Here is a 17,627-nt window from a genome sequence, read left to right on the forward strand (position 1 = left end):
AATTAATCATCCTAATAGCAAAATTCTTTACTTGGAAAAATTTTGCCTTTTACATCATTTGCGTAGGATTGCACACTCTTTCTTACAATATCCGCTCCATCAAGATAGCGTTTTACAAATTTTGGCTTAAAGTCCTCGAAAAATCCAAGCATATCAGACCATACAAGCACTTGTCCATCGACATTTACCCCAGACCCAATGCCAATAACTGGTATATGAGCTTGCTTTGTTATCTCGCTAGCCACGCTACTCATCGTGCCTTCAAGCAAGATACCAAATGTTCCAGCTTGCTCGAACGCCAAAGCCTCTTCAATTAATTCTTTTGCCTCGATCTCGCTTCTGCCTTTTATCTTATAGCCACCTTCAAATTTATAAAACTGAGGCTTTAAGCCAATGTGAGCCATAACGTTTATGCCCTCTTCACAAAGGCGCTTTACTAAATTTACTTGGTGCATGCCAACTTCGAGCTTTACTGCATCGGCATTTGTCTGCTTGAAAAATTTCATCGCGTTTTTTATCGCTTGCTTTTCATCTGTGTAGCTGCCAAATGGCATATCTGCCATGATAAAAGTATTTTTAGCTCCGGCACAAACGGCCTTTGTATGATAAAGCATGGTATTCATGTCCGCACTTATCGTGCTTTCTTGCATATTAAAACTCATATTTAAGCTATCGCCAACCAAAATAATATCAGCATAATCATCAAAAAGCTTAGCAAATAACGCATCATAGGCAGTTATCATTACAATAGGCTCAATGCCTTTTTTGTTTTTTATATCACTTATGCTTAGTTTTTTCTTCTGAGTTTTTTCATTTTTCATTGCAAGCTCCAAGGATTTTTAGCTAAAAGGCTAACAATTTTATCAAATTTTTGCTACAATTACGCCAATTTCTTAAGGACATAAAAATGGGTATATTAAAAAGGCTTGAAATAGATTACTCTTATGATATAGTTGAAGAATTTTTATCTCACTATGCTTTAATGTGCGATTTACTCGAGCCTTTGATAATAAATTTAGGAAGAGCTGATAAATATAAAGATAGCATCCTAGAGCTTACTAGGATTTTTCATAATATTAAATCAGCAGCAGGATTCATGCATCTTGATCCGATATTAAAGCTTACAACTTTAGCTGAAGAGATAACTCAAGAAGCAAGAAGTCTAAAAGGGCCAGCAAATGATAAATTTATAGATTGGTTACTACTTATTAGCGATCAGTTTAATAAATATAAAGATGACGTCGAGAACGATTTTGAATATTTTAGTGTTCTTGAGCCAAAAATCATTGATGTGCCTGCAAAACTTAACTAAATAATTCACTAACCATTTTATTTTTTGGGAGCGACTTGGCTTCGACAGGAGCAGAGTGTGTATGGTGGCACGTCGCTTTGAGCAAAGCGTAAAAAGCTCAAATTAAATTTAAACGCAAACAACGTTAATTTCGCTCCTGCTTACGCTAAAGCTGCGTAAGTTCAGTTGAGCCTTGCTTAGTCTAATTCTAGCTAGGACAAAAGCAAGTAATTTAGCTAGAGTAGGCTCGCAAAGTGACTGCTTGCTAGCTGAAATTTTAGTCTTAGTCTAAATTTTGGTTTTGGAAAGTGAGCCTTTTTAGATGAAATTTTCACTTTTGCTAAGCGTGTAGAGGCTGTATGCATTTTGTTTTTGGACAGGGGTTCGATCCCCCTCGCTTCCACCATTTCTATCTAAAATACAAATAAAAATTTTATTAAATAGCTTAAATTAAAAAAGCTCTTCTGACTCGAAATAATTTTGTGAAATATTTCGCTCTTTTTCATTTGTATTTACATGAAGCACGTAGTAACCTATCTGTGTGTTGCTAGCGTCTATTAATGGTACCACGCAAAAGTAGTGTGTTTTATAAACGTAAAACTCATATTCTTTAAAATTAATATCACGCAAAAAACCTACTATATTTAAATTTGCACTGCTTAAATTTTCGATGTAATAATCATTTAAAATTTGATCACTTGGAATACTTTTACGAGATGGCATCTTGTCTTTAGCTAAAAGAACAAATAGATCAATTCCTTGCTTTTTAAAATAATTACCAAGTGAGTCAAAATTTAATAAAACCTCGATGTTGCCAATAATTTTACCATCACGTATTACGTTTGAGACAGCCCTTATATGCGTTCCAGCATACCACGCCTCGATGCCGACCATGGGCTTGTTTTGATGCCTTGACTCTTGCACTAAAAACCTGCTACTAGCGATCATATCGCCATATCTGTTTAGATCCCAGCTCCTTACATAGCTTTTTAGATCTTTATCATAAATGTGAAGCTTAATGTTGTTATACATCGATGCTGCGCCAAGGGTTTTGGTCAAATTTTCGATATTTTTTATGCATTCATCGCGGCTTTGCCCTAGCAAGCACATTTGTATGGATTCATTTTGAGCAAGCAAGATCGAGATCGCCATTGATGAAAATTTCTCATCATCTATACTTTTATTAAGCTGTTTTACCTGGTAATCAAAAAAGACTCGCATATTATTTTGCATCTTTTCAGCCATATAAGAGCTGTAAAGAAAGTAAAAAAGCCCTCCAAGCACTATGATAAAGATAAAAATAATATAGAAATTAAGATATTTTTTATATTTATTCAAAACTAGCCCTTAACTTTTCTTCTAAAAATTTTGCAAATTTATTAAATTCTGGCAACGCAAGCTCGCTTTTTCTTTTTGGATTAGCCCAAACGCTATCTGGAAAAAATGCGTCACTACTAAATCTAGCAATAACATGAATATGCACGCGTGGCACGTAGTTTCCAAAGCTTGCAATATTTATTTTGGTTGGTTTATAAAACTCAAGCATCGCCTTTTCAGCTACTAGTATCGCCTCAAAAAGCCTTGCCTTACTCGCTTCATCGCAATCGCTTAGCTCACGAAATGGCTTAATGGTAAAAATTTTTATCCATGGAAGTTCATTGTCCTCACGCTCGATTTTTATAAATTTATCTTCATAGATCATATTTGTTCCTATTTTTATACAAAATTTCTCTCTCGCAAAAGCGTATAAAGTTTGATAGTTGAGATAAAAAATGTAACGATCGCAGGTCCAAGGATCACACCCCAAAACCCAAATGTCGTGATACCTGCAAGCATCGCAAAGAATATAAGAAGCTCATTTATCTTTGTTGGTATTTTAACCAGCTTCGAGTTTATAAATTTAATAACAAGTGGCTTTAAAAGCGTATCAGCTGCAAACGAGATCACTACGATCGTGTAAATTGCGATAGTTATCGCTGCTGCTGTGTTGCCATTTGCAAACTCATAAATGCTAATAGGCGCCCACGCCAAAATACCGCCAACAACTGGAATAAGTGAAGCAAAGCTAAAAAAGATGCCAGTTAGCACGCCGTCATAGCCGTAAAAGCTTGTGACAATAGCAAATAAAAAGCCTTGGATTATCATATTTGCGATGGTTGAGTAAAAAACGACACTCATCACGTTACCAACCTCGCTTAAAATAGATTCTGTGTCATCTTGCTTTAGCGGAAGTGCATATTTTAGATAGCTGATTAGTTCATTGCCATAAAGATTGCAAAAGAAGAAAAAGACCAAAATAATAATCATATCAACGCCAAATTTAAGGCTTAACTTACCTAGACTTGCAAGATTTGTCGCAAGTTGAGAAAACAGCATCTTAATATCAAGTCCGCCGATAAATTCTTTTATCTTTGGCTCTAAAAAATTTATCGACTCAGGCATCCTAAAATCATAATTTTTAATAAATTCGATAGTCTTTGTGACATTGTTTATATCAAAGCCAGCTGCGTATTTTGCGATCTCAACTACCGCATAAAGAAGTGGAGCGATAAATAAGCAAAGAAGCACAGACGTGGTAAGAGCCGATGAAAGCGTCTTGCGGTTTTTAGTGAGCGATAAAAATGCGATTTGGACATTTGAAACCGCGACAGCAAGCAGTGCAGCGATAAAAATATCAAGCAGATATGGTTTAAAAAGATAGACCACCAAAGCCAAAGCACAAAATACAAAAATTCCAAAAAATAGTCTATTGTTCATCTTGCTCCCTTAAAATGGGGTAATTATAGCAAATTTATCAAAGCTGCTCATTTGCTTCCCAAATTTGCTCAAGCTCTTTGCCATCAAGCTTGCAAAGCTAGCAAGTGTGGCTAGGCTTTTGACATTTTTAGCATGCTACTGGCGCTTAGTAAATTTAGATAAATTTATAGTTTTACGTAAAATTTCTAGCTCAAAAGCTCATATAAATTTAGCCTTTTACGTGCACTGAAAATTTGCCCCGATGATCTCGCATTCATCACAGATTTGAACATATATAGTTCCCTCGCCATCTACTAGACTTCCAAGAGGAATTTGTGCTAGATATTTCATGCTTTTGCTACATTTTGGACATTTTAAATGCTCAGCATCTTGCTCCCACTTCGGATATCCACCAAGCAAAATTTCGCTATCTATCATATACGAGTAGTGAGCGCAAACCTCACTGGCTAGCTCGAAATTTTGCCCATCGAGCGTTGCCACAGCATCTCTTAAATAGTCTTCGCTATCACCCTTGCCTACTATCTCTGTTTGCACGCTATTACCATCATTTTGGCAAAAGTACTGCACAAGGCCAACGCATGTTGGACAAAATTTAAGCACAGTGTCATTTTTAAGCTCTAGACCAATTCGTTTTAGGCTCTCTTTTTTGATGATAAATTCCAGCATCTCGCTGCTACAAAATTTACATTTTTCATCGCTTAGTGCTTTAAATTTAACGCTTGCGTCTACATTTTGGCTTGGCTCACATGTAAAACACTTATCAAAAACTAGGCTTCTTCTCTTGCCACTCTCGTCAAAGCTCCAGCCAGCAACCTGCGCATATCCGTCCATATCAACATGAAGCTTCGCCTTCCAAGGCTTTGGCGCATTATAGAGCTTAAAAAATAGCTCCCTTACCACCTCATCGCCCTGCCAGGCAAGTGCGCAAAGGATGTGATTTATTTTTACGATATTTTCAGCGCCATTTAGACTATTTATGAGCTCATCTCTCACGTCACTTGGAGCGTTTTTGTAAATTTCAAATGGATAGTACTCACACTCTTTGGTCACTTCTTTTATTATCTGCTCGTCGCAAATGCCATGCAGGTAGAAAATATAGACAAGATCGCTATAAATTTCATCATATTTGCCAATATCTTCTGTGTGGGCTAGGACATTTTTTAGCTTTTGCTTAATCTCATCTTCGCTTAAGCCTTGATAAAACTCCAGCTTCTCTTTTTGTCTGCAATCATAACAGATCCCATCAAAGTAAATCGTCCTTTGCTTGCACTTAGGACAAAGATGTGGCTCACCCATTTTTGCTCCAAATTTAAATTTTGCTACTCAAAAAGCCCTTTTTCGATGTCGATCTTGATGTTAAAGGTCTCAAAGCACTTCGCACTCGCGATCCTACCCTTTGCGGTGCGCTCGATAAAGCCATTTGCAAGCAGATATGGCTCAATGACATCCTCAACCGTGCCCTCATCCTCGCTAAGCGCCGCTGCGATCGTGCTAAGTCCCATAGGGCGGTGCCTTGCTTGCATCAAAATTTCTAAATACCTAATATCCATCTCATCAAATCCAAGCGAATTTACACCAAGTGCGTTAAGCCCCTCTTTTGCACGCTCGTGACTGATGATTTGCTCGTCATTTACCTCGGCAAAGTCGCGAATCCGCTTTAAAAGCCTAAGAGCGATCCTAGGCGTTGCGCGTGAGCGTTTGGCGATCTCCAAAGATGCGTTTTTGTCGCACTCTTTACCAAGCTTGGCTGAGGCGATCTGTACGATACGGCTTAGCTCACTACTTGTGTAAAACTGCAGCCTAAAGTCCATCCCAAAGCGGTCTCTAAGTGGTGCTGAGATCATGCCAGCACGCGTCGTTGCGCCAATAAGTGTAAATTTTGGCAAGTCTATCTTGATAGTCTGAGCCGCAGGCCCTGAGCCTATGATGATGTCTAGCCTAAAGTCCTCCATCGCAGGGTAAAGCACCTCCTCGATAGCTGGGCTTAGGCGGTGGATCTCATCGATAAAAAGCACGTCGCCCTCTTGTAAATTTGTAAGGATTGCCGCCAGGTCGCCACTCTTTTCTATCATCGGTGCTGCGGTCATTTTGATACTTACGCCCATTTCGTTTGCGATGATGTGAGCAAGGGTGGTTTTACCAAGCCCTGGAGGGCCGTAAAATAGCACGTGATCTAGGCACTCATTTCGCTTTTTGGCTGCTTTTATAAAGACGTCTAAATTTTGTTTTATCTTTTCTTGACCGATGTAGTCTTCAAATTTGCTAGGTCTTAGCGAGACTTCAAAGTCGTTTTCAAAGCTTACTTTTTCGATTTCAACGATTCTATCCAAAGTTTTTCCTTCTAAATTTAAGGCTTCATTTTACGCTTTTATGCTTAATCTAAGCTCGTTTAAATTTATAGTAAAAGGTGCTGCCCTCGCCGTAGACGCTATCAACGCCGTATGTAATGCCATGTTTTTGGCAAATTTCACTGACGATATTTAGCCCAAGTCCAAAGCCGCCTTGGATTTCATCCTCTCTTACATAACGTTTCCAGACCTTTTTAACGTCCTTTATCCCCTTGCCAAAGTCTTGCACGCTAAGCTTTATCCGGTCATTTTCAAAGCTTAAATTTATTAGTATTTCGCTCTCTTTTTGGCTGTATTTTATGGCGTTTGTTATGGTGTTGTCGATGATGCGCTGAGCTTCGACCTTGCTTAGCATAGTAAATGCATCGCCTTCTAAATTTGTCTTTATCTCGATGTGTTTGACATCAGCCACGCTTGAGAGAAATTTTACTCGCTCTATTATATGCTCGCCCAAATTTAGGCGCTCAAGTGGGAATTTTATATAGCCTCGCTTTATGAAATATTCGACATCTTCGTAGGTTATTTGCATCTGTTTTAGGGCGTTTTTGATGCGAGTTATATACTTGTTTTCAAGCCCAAGCATCTCAAGGTTCATGCCAGCCACGCCAAGTGGGGTCTTTAGCTCGTGCATGGCGTCATTAAAGAAGTTATTCATATACTTTTGAAACTCTTTATAAGGCTTAACGCTGCTTAGATATAAGAAATATACGATAAAAAGCACAGCCACAAGGATGACAAGGAGCATAAGTGCCGCTAGAAATATGCTTTTTTCATTATCAAGCTCTTTTTCAACGACAATATAATAAGGCGTTTTATCCTTTATAAAAAAACTTTTGTAAAACAAGTAGCCATTTTCTTCAAGTGTTACAAACTTAAAGTTGCTTGGCTGCTTGGTAAGATTTGAAATAATAGGATTAAAATTTACATCATAGATCGCAAATTTATACTTTAAAGAAGGAGTTATATTTTCATTTTTTAAAAACGAATTTTTGATAATAGTTTCATGCTTCATCGCACCAAAAAGAGCTTTTGAAGTGCTGTTTTTTTGGCTTAAATTTAGGATCACAAAGCTTTGAAAACAAAATAGCGACATTATCACAAATGTCGCTATGATCTGGATCTTAAAGCTCTTGTGCATCTATTTTATAGCCTATGCGCCTCTTTGAGATGATAAAGTCACTGGTTGTTTTGTTTCTTATCTTTAAAACATGCATTCTGATATCAGCGCCTTCTATCTCTTTATCATTCCAGACAAGATCTCTTAGCTCTTCCATGCTGACGTAAGAATTTAGATGTGAAACTAGACACTCAACAAGTGCAACTTCTTTTGCGCTAAGATCGACCATTTTGCCGTTTTTAAATAGCGCACGCTTGTTTAGATTAAAGCTAAACTCGTCATTGATCTTTACTATGTTTTTATCGTCAGTTCCATAGTATTTTCTCATAAGCTCAGCTACTCTAAATTTAAGCTCAGCAAGCTCAAATGGCTTTTTTAGGTATTCGTTACAGCCAAGCTCATAGCCAATAGCCATATCGCCTATATCAACTAAAGATGTTGTTATCATGATAGGAGCGCTTGGATTTAAACTCCTTATATACTTGATAACCTCATGTCCATTTACGCCAGGCACTTTTATATCAAGTATAAAAAGATGATAGAAATTTTTCTCTATCAGATCACACGCTTCTTGGCCATCGCTCACCGCTGTAACTTCATAATCAAGCGTCTGCAAAAACTCACAGACGCTCTCTTGAAACCCTAAATCATCTTCTAAAAGCAAAATTTTCAAATCTCTCTCCTAAAAAATAAGTTTTATTAAGATTTAGCACTATTGTAATATTTAATAGGTAAATTCAAAATTAAAATTATTTTTTAAGCATTAAATAAAAATTTGCCCCGCATAGACAATGTAACACCTTAGCAAAAAGACGCCACATATTACGAATAATGCGTTGATCACGGCAAATTCGCGTTTAAAATCATGCACCTTTAAAACGCTTAAGTCTAAAATAATAGGCAAAGCCATACCAAAACCAATGACGCCAACATAAAACATTAGCCCAAGAGAATTTACGCTAAGTGCGTTTGCTACGCTCTCTGCACCACTTGTGCTTGCACCTTTTACAACCATAAACAGAGCAACTATGAGCAAAAACTCGGCAATAATCGCAAAAAAATCAAATTTTAATAAATAGTGTGCAATATCGTTTTGTCCTTTTGCCTTATCTTTTAGTACGCCAACAAGTAACGTAAATGCACCAGCACAGCTCAAGCCTGATACTAAAAATAATACCGGCAAGACTGATGTATTCCAAAGTGCGATCTTGTGAGCCGCGCTTAGCAAAAAGCCTGTATATGCACCAACGCCAATGCCTAGGATAAAAAGCAAAATTTCAAGTAGGCTTGAAAGCTTGCTAGCAAAATTTGCAACCACGTCAAAAAGAGAAATTTTAATCATTGCGATCTCGTTTTTAAATGCACCAAGCGCGTATATAACGCTAAGAGGCGTATAAACTAGAAGTAGCGCAACGCCTATTGACATAACTGAGTCGAAGTTGTAAAGTAAGAGTATCCAGTAAAAGCTAAGCGGCTTGCCAAGATCAAGCACCAAAAGAGCAAGTCCAAAGACGATCGCCACTGGAGCGATAAGAGTGGCTGCTTTAAAGTAGTAGTTCTCTTTGCCATATTTTTTTGAAATGAGCACAGCAACAATGCTAGCACCCGCACTAAGTCCTGCTAAAAATAGATAAACGGCTATCGGCCAGCCCCAGTAAATTTCAGAGTATTGAGCTAGGCTTCCTGACATGTTATTCATGGTGTGCTCCTTTTGTATTTGCGATCATCGCAAGTGAAGGTTTTGTGTTTAGCTCCGCTTTTGGCAAGTAGTATTTACTCTCTTTTAATTTCTTTGAAATTTTAGAATTTTCATCATTTACATCGCCAAAAGTTAGGGCATTTGTAGGGCAGACGCTAACGCAAGCTGGCTCTTTGCCCTCTTCTAGCCTACTCTCATAGCAAAATGTGCATTTGCCTATCTCGCCATTTGGTAAGACGTAGCGAGCGTCGTATGGACAGGCCAGGATGCAGTACTTGCAACTAACACAAATTCTATGATCAAGCAGCGTCACGCCATCAGCCGTTTTAAAGCTAGCGCCAGTTGGGCAAACCTCAACACAAGGTGCATCTTCGCACATAACACAGCTTTGACGTAAAAAGTCAGTCTTTAAATTTGGAAATGTCCCACTCATCTTTGCATGCACCTGCAAGCGGTAAAGTCCCCTTGGTACGTTGTTTGCACTTCTGCAAGCTACCGAGCAGCCTTGACAGCCGATGCATAAATTTTCATCATGTATCATCATATATTTTTTCATTTTCTATCCTTACGCTTTACTTATGCTAACGCCAACATTTGTAACCATAGTCGCAGCCACTGGCCCTTCGGCTGGATTAAGAAGCACGCTTGTATTTAGCCCCACGTGATCTATACTCTTAAGAGCTGGAGTGATGTGTCCAAAGCCGTGATAGATAAAGAGTGTATCTTCTCTAATGCCCTCAGTCACCATAAGCTTGCCCTTTTGCTCGCCAAATTTATTTTTCACCACGACCATATCGCCATCTCGTAAATTTTTACGTTTAGCTGTTTTTGGATTTATCCAGATAGGGCTATCACTCATAAGATCATGAAGCGACGGCACCGCCTGAGTGTGGCCGTTGGTATGAATAGGCGTTTTGCCACAAGTTAAACAAAGATCATGTCCATCAAATGTGTCCATATCTTTATCATTTAGCGCGCCATATCCTGCAAACTGCGCCTCGACATCAGGCAAAAATAGCTCTATCTTGCCGCTTTTTGTTTTAAGCTTAGCCATATCATCCATTAGACCATTTTCACCTATAAATTTAGTAGCGACTGGATATTTAGCAACAAATTTATCGATCATGCCTTTTTCTCTAAACAAAATTCCCGGCTCATCCCACGTGATAAAGCCATCTTTTTCCAGCGCAGCAAGTAAATTTACATCTCCGCCAGCTTGCTGCATCCTAAACTCACGTATATCGTTCCAAGTGTAAAGCTCATCTATCTTCATGCGGCGTGCTAGCTCTCTAAAGATAAATGCCCCATCTCTTGTGTCGCCAACTGGATCAATAACTTTATTTCTTATCATATAAGCTGGCTTTAGACCTGACTTATCCTCTATGCCCTCGTCGCGCTCTAGGTAGCTACTCTCAGGCAAGATGACATCAGCAAATGTCGCCATATCGTTTAGATAAACATCGCTTACCACGATAAAATCAAGCTTCTTCATAGCCTCTATGCTCTTCATCGTCTCAGCAACGTTTATTAGGTGGTTAAAGCGGATGTTAAACCAGCCTTTTATGGCGTAAGGCTTCTCGTTTAAGATAGCGTCATTTATATCCATCAAAACGCCATGTTTTCTACTTACAAATTTATGCCTACCAGCCTCTCCAGCAAAGTCAAGTCTAGTGACTTTTGGCACTTTAAATTTCTCATCTGGATTTTTAAGAACTGGAAATTTATCCTCGCCAACTAGCTTGTTAAAGGTTTTTGCATTTTTGCCACCAAAAAGACCACCTTTGACCTCCCAGTTACCCATCATCGCATTTGCCACCATGATGGCTTTTGTCCTCATGTATTCAGCTCTTGTCGTGGTGGTCTTATGTCCAAAATCAAAAATAACTCTTGGAGCAGCTTTATAAATTTCATCAGCGATGCGTCTAACGTCACTTGCTTTTATGCCAGTGATCGCTTCTTGCCATTCAGGCGTTTTGCCCTCTACGCTTTTAACGATCTCATCAAAGCCAATTGTAAATTTCTCAATAAATTCTTTATCATAAGTGCCATTTTGTATCCATGTATTTATGATAGCTAGCACAAAAGCTAGATCAGTGCCAGGTCTAACTGGCAGCCACTCATCAGCCTTTGAAGCCACCACGCTAAATCTTGGCTCAAGCACAAGTAGCTTTGTATCTTTTTTAGCTGCGAATTTAGCAAGCTTTTTAGCATCGGCTATAACTATGCCTTCAAAAAGATTGTGGCCAAAATTTACAATATATTTTGCATTTGCAAAGTCTCTTTTTAGCTTAGCTATGCCGTACATCTGCTCGCAGACCATTTGATATGTGATCGGACAGCACGAAAAGTGTGAAAAGCAGTTTGGCGAGCCATAAGATGAGGCAAAATTTACCATTAGCTTATGCGTTTGTGAGCTTTTACAGGTAAAGACAAAGCTTTCAGGGCCATACTTTTGCTTGATCTCAAGCATTTTTGAAGCAACTAGATCAAGTGCCTCGTCCCAGCTGGCCTCGCGCCATTTATTTTCGCCTCTCTCGCCGACCCTGATCAAAGGCTTTTTGACTCTATTTTCGTCATAAAGCTGACTAAAACCAGAGCCACCTCTTGCGCAAAGCGAAGTCGCCGTACCGCCAGCTTTTGGATTACCACTTAAGAAGCAAATTTTGTTATCAACGACCTTTGCTTCGATAGGGCATCTTGAAGAGCACATCTCGCAAAAGCTACGGACGTACTTCTCATCTTGCTTTGCAGCATTTTCCAAAGCACCACCCGGTAAGGACGATGCAACCATACTAACTCCAGCACCGAATTTTAAAAATTCTCGTCTATTTAAGCTCATCTTTCTCCCTTTAAAAGATATTTGCCTTTAGTTATTCTAGTATTTAAAGTTGAAAATAAAATTAAATTCTACTTAATATTTATATTTAGATTTTTAGTTTTAAAAAATAGGTATTCTAATATCAAAATGAGTAAAATTCTAAAAATTATAAATTTAATTAATATAATTTTTAACGCAATCTTATAAAAAATTTGAATATAAAATTTTGATTAAGGATTTTGAATAGAAATTAAAAATTTCAAAGGGATTTAAAAAGCCGAGAGAGATCTCGGCTTAAGTTTGATTTAAAATACTTATAAAAGTATCGGAGCTATCAAAAATCCAAGTGCGACAGAAAAAGCAATAGCTAAAACGCCTGGAATAAAAAAGGAGTGGTTGAATATATATTTACCTATCCTAGTTGTTCCAGTATCATCCATTTGAACGGCTCCAAGAAGTGTCGGATATGTTGGCAACACAAACAATGCTGAAACTGCAGCAAATGATGCAACTAAAATATATGCGTCACCGTTATTTGCAGCAGTTAAGCCAAGTGCAGCTATAACCGTAGGAATAAGTGCCTTTGCGGTAGCGGCTTGAGAATAAAGAAGCATACTAGCAAAAAATAACGCAACCGCTAGCATAAACGGATAGTCTTTAACAAAATCACCTGCAAAATTTTTGATCGCATCGGTGTGATTTACCACAAAAGTATCTCCAAGCCACGCTACACCTAACACGCAGACGCACGCAGTCATACCACTTTTAAATGTAGCTGTATTAAATAGCTTATCGACTTTAACGCCACAAGTTAGTGTGATTAAAGTAGCGATAACTAGCATAAAGCTCATAATAGCGTTATCTCTAGTTAATACCAACACCTTTGTAGGCTTATCTGGATCTTCTACATATTTTACATTAGTAGTTGAGTCAGTTTTGATTTTTATATCTTTTGCGACTAGTTCATTAAATTTATCTGGGCTTTTGGTCTCATAAATTTTTTCATAGCCTGTTACATAGCTTGGTTTTATCCAGCCTACGTTTTTACTAATAGCAGTAGCATATAAAACGACAGAGATAACACCAACTAAGAATATTAAAACAGATAGTTTAGCTCCTTTTGGAAGCTCTTTTTTCTCTTCGATTTTAACATCTTTGATTAGCCCTTCTTTAAGTCTTCTTTGATACTCTTTATCGCTACTTAAATCAAGATTATAAAATATATTAATAACAAGAGCCGTTAGCATACAACCAATAAAAGTTGTAGGTATCCAGATAGCTAATAGCAATGGATAGCTAATGCCAAGTCCGCCCAAAGCATGCTCACCAGCCATAAAGACAACCGCTGCTGAAACTGGGCTTGCTGTAATAGCTATCTGACTAGCAACAACAGCTATACTAAGAGGCGCGCTAGGCTTAATATTTTGTGTCTTTGCAACTTCAGTAATAACTGGAATCATAGAAAATGCTGTGTGTCCAGTACCGGCAAATACAGTTAGCAGATAAGTGACAACTGGGGCTAAGAAATTTATGTATTTTGGATGTTTTCTTAGTATCCCTTCGGCTATTTGCACCAAATAATCAAGGCCACCAGCTACTTGCATCGCTGTAATAGCAGCTATAACGGACATAATGATTAAAATAACATCCCAAGGTATACTGCCTGCTTTTAATCCAAGTCCTAAAGTTAAAACTACGACGCCGATGCCACCAGCATAACCAATAGCCATACCGCCTAGTCTAACACCCAAAAATATCGCGCCAAAGAGCACGATCAACTGTAATATCAATGAAATATCCATTGAAAACTCCTCTATTAAATTTTATAACTAAAATTTTTACTTAAGCGTGCCAGAATTTTGACACGCTTTTAATAATACTTTGCTTAAATTTCTACCTAACCATGCTTGGATTTAGCATATTTTTTGGCTCTAAAATTTTATCGATCTCTTCTTTGCTTAGATAACCTCTCTCTAGGCAGATATCGCCAACTGCTTTACCTGTTTGCAAAGCTTCTTTAGCGATGCTTGCAGATTTTTCGTAACCGATGTATGGGTTAAATGCTGTTACGATACCAACTGAGCCGAGTACTGATTTTAGGCACGCTTCAGGATTTGCTGTTAGTTTTCTTACAGCTTTTTCAGCTAGTGTTTTCATCGCGTTTTCAAGGATAAATATAGAGTTAAATAATGCATAAGCGATGCCTGGCTCAAATGCATTTAGCTCAAATTCGCCTCTTTCTGAGCAAAGCATGATAGTTACGTCGTTGCCGATTACTTCATAGCACGCTTCGCCTACAACCTCAGCGATAACTGGATTTACTTTGCCTGGCATGATAGAGCTGCCTGGTTGCATTTGTGGTAAATTTATCTCGCCAAGGCCGCATCTTGGACCTGAGTTCATTAGGCGAAGGTCGTTTGCGATTTTTGAAAGTCTAACAGCTGCAGTTTTTAACGCGCCACTTACGTGAACGAAGTCTGCTGTATCTTGTGTGGCTGCAATGAAATCATCAGCTTTTTTGAAATCAACACCAGTGATATCTTTTAACTTTTTAACAACTACATTTTTATAATCAGGGTGGCAGTTAATACCTGTACCAATCGCAGTTGCACCCATATTTAGATATGTCATTGACTCGCGTGCAGCTGTAATCTTTTCGATATCGCTTTTAATGTAGCTTGCAAATGCATTAAATGTATTTCCAAGTGTTGTAGGAACTGCGTCTTCAAGCTCAGTTCTACCCATTTTAATGATATCTTTAAAATCTTTTGCTTTTTTATCAAGTTCATCTTTTAGCAGATTCATCGCAGCAAGCAAATCAGTAAGTTTTGCGTAAGTTGCTACTTTTATTGAGCTTGGGTAAGTGTCGTTTGTGCTTTGTCCAAGGTTTGTATGATCGTTAGGATGGATGTATTGATACTCACCTTTTTTATGACCCATGCTCTCAAGTGCGATATTTGTAATAACCTCGTTTGCATTCATGTTTGTACTTGTTCCAGCACCACCTTGAACCATATCAACCACAAATTGATCTAAAAACTCACCAGCTATTACTCTATCAGCGGCTTTTGCTAGCGTATCAGCAATCTTAGGATCTAAGACGCCAACCTCTTTATTTGCAAGTGCAGCTGCTTTTTTGATTTGTGCAAATGCTTTTACAAAGTATGGATACTCTTTTAAAGTTCTACCGCTCATGTGAAAATTTTCGGTAGCTCTAAATGTTTGGATACCATAATAAAAATTGTCAGAGATTTCCAACTCACCTATAAAATCGTGTTCTTTTCTGGTTGCCATAACCATTCTCCTTATAAAAAATGTATTAATGAAATTATATAGATATTTAATATTTTAAATATTAATTACTACTTTATTTTTTTAAGCTTTGGCTCTTAACCTAGATAAAACGACTTTTGGAGAAAAATTTATAGTAGCTTTTAAGCTATATTTAATAATATAGCTTAGATAAATTGTTATTTTAATAATAATATCACTTTTTTATTATATAAAAAGCTCATAATTAGCTCGAATTTATTTAAATTTTTAAGTTTAAAAGATAAATATATAGAAAAATAACATAAAATAAATATTAAATCACACTTTTTATATCCAAAAATATAAAAAATAAAGTTAAATTTTATTTCTAATATTACTTTAGAAAGTAAAAACTAAGTAAATATCACCATATTGCAAAGTAAATTTATTAAATTTTTAAATAGAGCCCTTAAACTAAGAATCATAAAAATATTATTTAATAAATTTTATTTTACAAATCTTACTAATGCTTTAGAAAATTCTTATTAATTTTCTTATTTACTTATAAAGTATTTTTATTGGATATTAATAATTTTTATAAGCTATTTTTAATTTATATGGTTAGATTAATATTTGTAAGATTTTGTAGTAAATATAAATTTTAATCTTGCCCCTACAATCAGGAGCAAGGAATAACAAATTTTAGCTCTCAAGCCCCAAATTTGCTCTGTATTCTTCGTATGTTCCTTTAAAGTCAACAACCTCACCATTGCCTTTTAGGTGTAAAATTCTATTTGCAAAAGCGTCTATTAGCTCCCTGTCATGACTCACACAGATAACTGAGCCACTAAAGTTGTAAAACGCCTCGCCAAGCGCAATGATAGCCTCAAGATCGAGGTGGTTATTTGGCTCATCCATGACAAGTAAATTTGGTCTATGAAGCATGAGCTGAGCTAGTCTTACTCGGTGTTTTTCGCCACCGCTTAGCGCACCCACTGCCTTTTCTTGCTCAGCGCCGCTAAAGAGCATCCTGCCAAGGCACTTTCTGATCTCGTCGATGTCCTTGTTTTTGGCATCTTGCAAGTATTCATAAAGCTTTAGCTCGCCATCTATCTTATTTACTGTATCTTGTGCAAAGTAGCCTGGCTCTATGGTTGCACCTATATGTACCTCGCCAGCATCAGGCTTTAGCTCGCCCATTATGATCTTACAAAGCGTACTCTTGCCAACGCCGTTATGACCGATGATGGCTAGCTTGTCGCCCTTTTCAAGCTTAAAGTTAAAATTTTCAAATATCACTTTATCATCAAATTTCTTACTTATATTTTTTAGCTCAATTAGCTCATTGCCTATCTCGCGATTTGCACGAAAGAGTATGCTTGGATCACGCCTACTTGATACTGCGATCTCGGCGATATCTAATTTTTCAAGCTGCTTTGCACGAGATGTCGCCTGCTTTGCCTTGCTCGCATTTGCTGAAAATCTCGCGATAAATTTCTCCAGCTCCTCTTTCTCTTTTAGCTTCTTGTCACGCTCCATCTCATGCTGCTTTGCGATCAAATTTGCAGCCATATACCAGTCGTCGTAGTTACCTGAAAACTCGCGAATTTTCTTAAAATCCACATCCAAAATGTTTGTACAAACTCTATTTAAAAAGTGCCTATCGTGGCTGATAACTACAAGCGTGCCCTCGTGGCGGTTTAGCTCATTTTCTAGCCATGCGATCGCGTCTATATCAAGGTTGTTTGTCGGCTCGTCTAAGAACAAGATGTCTGGCTTTGGAAAGAGTACTTGAGCTAGCAAAACCTTAACTTTATCCGAGTTTTCGACCTCGCTCATCAGCTTATCAAATTCATTTAGACCAAGCGAACTTAAAATTTTCTCTATCCTAGTCTCGTACTCATAGCTTGGGTCTTCTTCGGCACTTATCATCTCAAGTTCGCTTAAGCGCTCATTTATCTCATCAGTAAATTCCTCACTCATATAGAGCTTTTCTTTCTCTTTAACAGCGTCGTATAAGCGTTTGTTGCCATAAAGCACCGCATCTTTTAGCGTGAAATTTTCAAACGCAAACTGATCTTGCCCAAGTACACCAACTTTTAGTCCATTTTCTATGATGATCTCTCCGCTAGTTGGCTCAATAGCTCCGCTTAAAATTTTTAAAAATGTCGACTTGCCAGCGCCATTTGCACCGATTAGTCCGTATCTGTTGTGGCGATTTAGCTTTAAATTTACATCCTCAAATAGCAAACTACTTGCGAATCTTTGAGTAAGTCCCCTAACTTCTAACATTATTTTTCCTTGAATTTATTTTTTTGCGATTTTGCCTAAAATTTGATTAAAAA

Annotated in this window: 15 protein-coding genes and 1 other RNA gene; 2 read left to right on the forward strand and 14 right to left on the reverse strand. The window is 37.6% G+C overall.

The window, feature by feature from the left end:
• Nucleotides 1-11: 11 nt before the first annotated feature.
• Nucleotides 12-821, reverse strand: a complete 810-nt coding sequence (panB, locus tag MTT30_RS05465; protein ID WP_429801256.1) for a 3-methyl-2-oxobutanoate hydroxymethyltransferase — start codon at nt 819-821, stop codon at nt 12-14.
• Nucleotides 822-907: 86 nt separating this feature from the next.
• Here panB and MTT30_RS05470 point away from each other — a divergent pair, with 86 nt between their 5' ends.
• Together MTT30_RS05470 and ssrA are read left to right on the forward strand one after the other, a co-directional pair.
• The gene (locus tag MTT30_RS05470) at nt 908-1,312 is read left to right on the forward strand and encodes a histidine phosphotransferase (protein ID WP_035167557.1); all 405 of its coding nucleotides are present in this window, start codon (nt 908-910) and stop codon (nt 1,310-1,312) included.
• 26 nt (nt 1,313-1,338) lie between these two features.
• Nucleotides 1,339-1,697, forward strand: a transfer-messenger RNA (tmRNA) gene (gene ssrA / locus MTT30_RS05475).
• Nucleotides 1,698-1,741: 44 nt separating this feature from the next.
• Here ssrA and MTT30_RS05480 read toward each other — a convergent pair.
• The 13 genes from MTT30_RS05480 to MTT30_RS05540 form a co-directional block, all read right to left on the reverse strand.
• Nucleotides 1,742-2,524 carry a cache domain-containing protein gene (locus MTT30_RS05480; protein ID WP_178140366.1) on the reverse strand — a complete coding sequence of 261 codons (783 nt, stop codon included), beginning with the start codon at nt 2,522-2,524 and terminating at the stop codon, nt 1,742-1,744.
• Between the two features lie 97 nt (nt 2,525-2,621).
• Complete coding sequence (locus tag MTT30_RS05485; RefSeq protein ID WP_429801257.1) at nt 2,622-2,993, reverse strand: HIT family protein; 372 nt, start codon at nt 2,991-2,993, stop codon at nt 2,622-2,624.
• A 14-nt stretch (nt 2,994-3,007) separates the two neighbouring features.
• Complete coding sequence (locus tag MTT30_RS05490; protein WP_087583930.1) at nt 3,008-4,048, reverse strand: AI-2E family transporter; 1,041 nt, start codon at nt 4,046-4,048, stop codon at nt 3,008-3,010.
• Nucleotides 4,049-4,264: 216 nt separating this feature from the next.
• Nucleotides 4,265-5,344, reverse strand: a complete 1,080-nt coding sequence (locus MTT30_RS05495) for a cytochrome C (protein WP_429801258.1) — start codon at nt 5,342-5,344, stop codon at nt 4,265-4,267.
• Nucleotides 5,345-5,367: 23 nt separating this feature from the next.
• Nucleotides 5,368-6,378 (reverse strand): Holliday junction branch migration DNA helicase RuvB, encoded by a 1,011-nt coding sequence (ruvB, locus tag MTT30_RS05500; protein WP_429801259.1) that lies wholly within the window; start codon nt 6,376-6,378, stop codon nt 5,368-5,370.
• A gap of 49 nt (nt 6,379-6,427) precedes the next feature.
• Complete coding sequence (locus MTT30_RS05505; protein WP_429801260.1) at nt 6,428-7,534, reverse strand: sensor histidine kinase; 1,107 nt, start codon at nt 7,532-7,534, stop codon at nt 6,428-6,430.
• Nucleotides 7,518-8,186, reverse strand: coding sequence for a response regulator transcription factor (locus MTT30_RS05510; protein WP_429801261.1), 669 nt, complete (start codon nt 8,184-8,186; stop codon nt 7,518-7,520). Before MTT30_RS05510 ends, MTT30_RS05505 begins: the two co-directional genes overlap by 17 nt.
• A gap of 90 nt (nt 8,187-8,276) precedes the next feature.
• The gene (nrfD, locus tag MTT30_RS05515) at nt 8,277-9,212 is read right to left on the reverse strand and encodes an NrfD/PsrC family molybdoenzyme membrane anchor subunit (protein ID WP_429801262.1); all 936 of its coding nucleotides are present in this window, start codon (nt 9,210-9,212) and stop codon (nt 8,277-8,279) included.
• On the reverse strand, nt 9,205-9,768 hold the full coding sequence (locus MTT30_RS05520) for a 4Fe-4S dicluster domain-containing protein (RefSeq protein ID WP_072595164.1): 564 nt from the start codon (nt 9,766-9,768) through the stop codon (nt 9,205-9,207). Before MTT30_RS05520 ends, nrfD begins: the two co-directional genes overlap by 8 nt.
• 9 nt (nt 9,769-9,777) lie before the next feature.
• Nucleotides 9,778-12,051 (reverse strand): thiosulfate reductase PhsA, encoded by a 2,274-nt coding sequence (gene phsA / locus MTT30_RS05525; protein ID WP_429801263.1) that lies wholly within the window; start codon nt 12,049-12,051, stop codon nt 9,778-9,780.
• Between the two features lie 293 nt (nt 12,052-12,344).
• On the reverse strand, nt 12,345-13,832 hold the full coding sequence (locus tag MTT30_RS05530; RefSeq protein WP_087577643.1) for an anaerobic C4-dicarboxylate transporter: 1,488 nt from the start codon (nt 13,830-13,832) through the stop codon (nt 12,345-12,347).
• Between the two features lie 91 nt (nt 13,833-13,923).
• Nucleotides 13,924-15,324: an aspartate ammonia-lyase gene (locus MTT30_RS05535; RefSeq protein ID WP_429801264.1), complete on the reverse strand. Its 1,401-nt coding sequence runs from the start codon at nt 15,322-15,324 to the stop codon at nt 13,924-13,926.
• A 660-nt stretch (nt 15,325-15,984) separates the two neighbouring features.
• Nucleotides 15,985-17,574 carry an ABC-F family ATP-binding cassette domain-containing protein gene (locus MTT30_RS05540; RefSeq protein ID WP_103624718.1) on the reverse strand — a complete coding sequence of 530 codons (1,590 nt, stop codon included), beginning with the start codon at nt 17,572-17,574 and terminating at the stop codon, nt 15,985-15,987.
• Between the last annotated feature and the right edge of the window lie 53 nt (nt 17,575-17,627).

The organism is Campylobacter concisus, from assembly GCF_050447445.1.
GTDB lineage: Bacteria > Campylobacterota > Campylobacteria > Campylobacterales > Campylobacteraceae > Campylobacter_A > Campylobacter_A concisus_BI.

What these genes read in the sequence shown, in the direction of transcription:
- nrfD (WP_429801262.1), bottom strand. Translation starts at nt 9,212, where the DNA reads ATGAATAACATGTCAGGAAGCCTAGCTCAATACTCTGAAATTTACTGG.
- MTT30_RS05535 (WP_429801264.1), bottom strand. Translation starts at nt 15,324, where the DNA reads ATGGCAACCAGAAAAGAACACGATTTTATAGGTGAGTTGGAAATCTCT.
- phsA (WP_429801263.1), bottom strand. Translation starts at nt 12,051, where the DNA reads ATGAGCTTAAATAGACGAGAATTTTTAAAATTCGGTGCTGGAGTTAGT.
- MTT30_RS05495 (WP_429801258.1), bottom strand. Translation starts at nt 5,344, where the DNA reads ATGGGTGAGCCACATCTTTGTCCTAAGTGCAAGCAAAGGACGATTTAC.
- MTT30_RS05480 (WP_178140366.1), bottom strand. Translation starts at nt 2,524, where the DNA reads ATGCAAAATAATATGCGAGTCTTTTTTGATTACCAGGTAAAACAGCTT.
- MTT30_RS05470 (WP_035167557.1), top strand. Translation starts at nt 908, where the DNA reads ATGGGTATATTAAAAAGGCTTGAAATAGATTACTCTTATGATATAGTT.
- MTT30_RS05520 (WP_072595164.1), bottom strand. Translation starts at nt 9,768, where the DNA reads ATGAAAAAATATATGATGATACATGATGAAAATTTATGCATCGGCTGT.
- MTT30_RS05490 (WP_087583930.1), bottom strand. Translation starts at nt 4,048, where the DNA reads ATGAACAATAGACTATTTTTTGGAATTTTTGTATTTTGTGCTTTGGCT.
- MTT30_RS05530 (WP_087577643.1), bottom strand. Translation starts at nt 13,832, where the DNA reads ATGGATATTTCATTGATATTACAGTTGATCGTGCTCTTTGGCGCGATA.
- MTT30_RS05505 (WP_429801260.1), bottom strand. Translation starts at nt 7,534, where the DNA reads ATGCACAAGAGCTTTAAGATCCAGATCATAGCGACATTTGTGATAATG.
- MTT30_RS05485 (WP_429801257.1), bottom strand. Translation starts at nt 2,993, where the DNA reads ATGATCTATGAAGATAAATTTATAAAAATCGAGCGTGAGGACAATGAA.
- panB (WP_429801256.1), bottom strand. Translation starts at nt 821, where the DNA reads ATGAAAAATGAAAAAACTCAGAAGAAAAAACTAAGCATAAGTGATATA.
- MTT30_RS05540 (WP_103624718.1), bottom strand. Translation starts at nt 17,574, where the DNA reads ATGTTAGAAGTTAGGGGACTTACTCAAAGATTCGCAAGTAGTTTGCTA.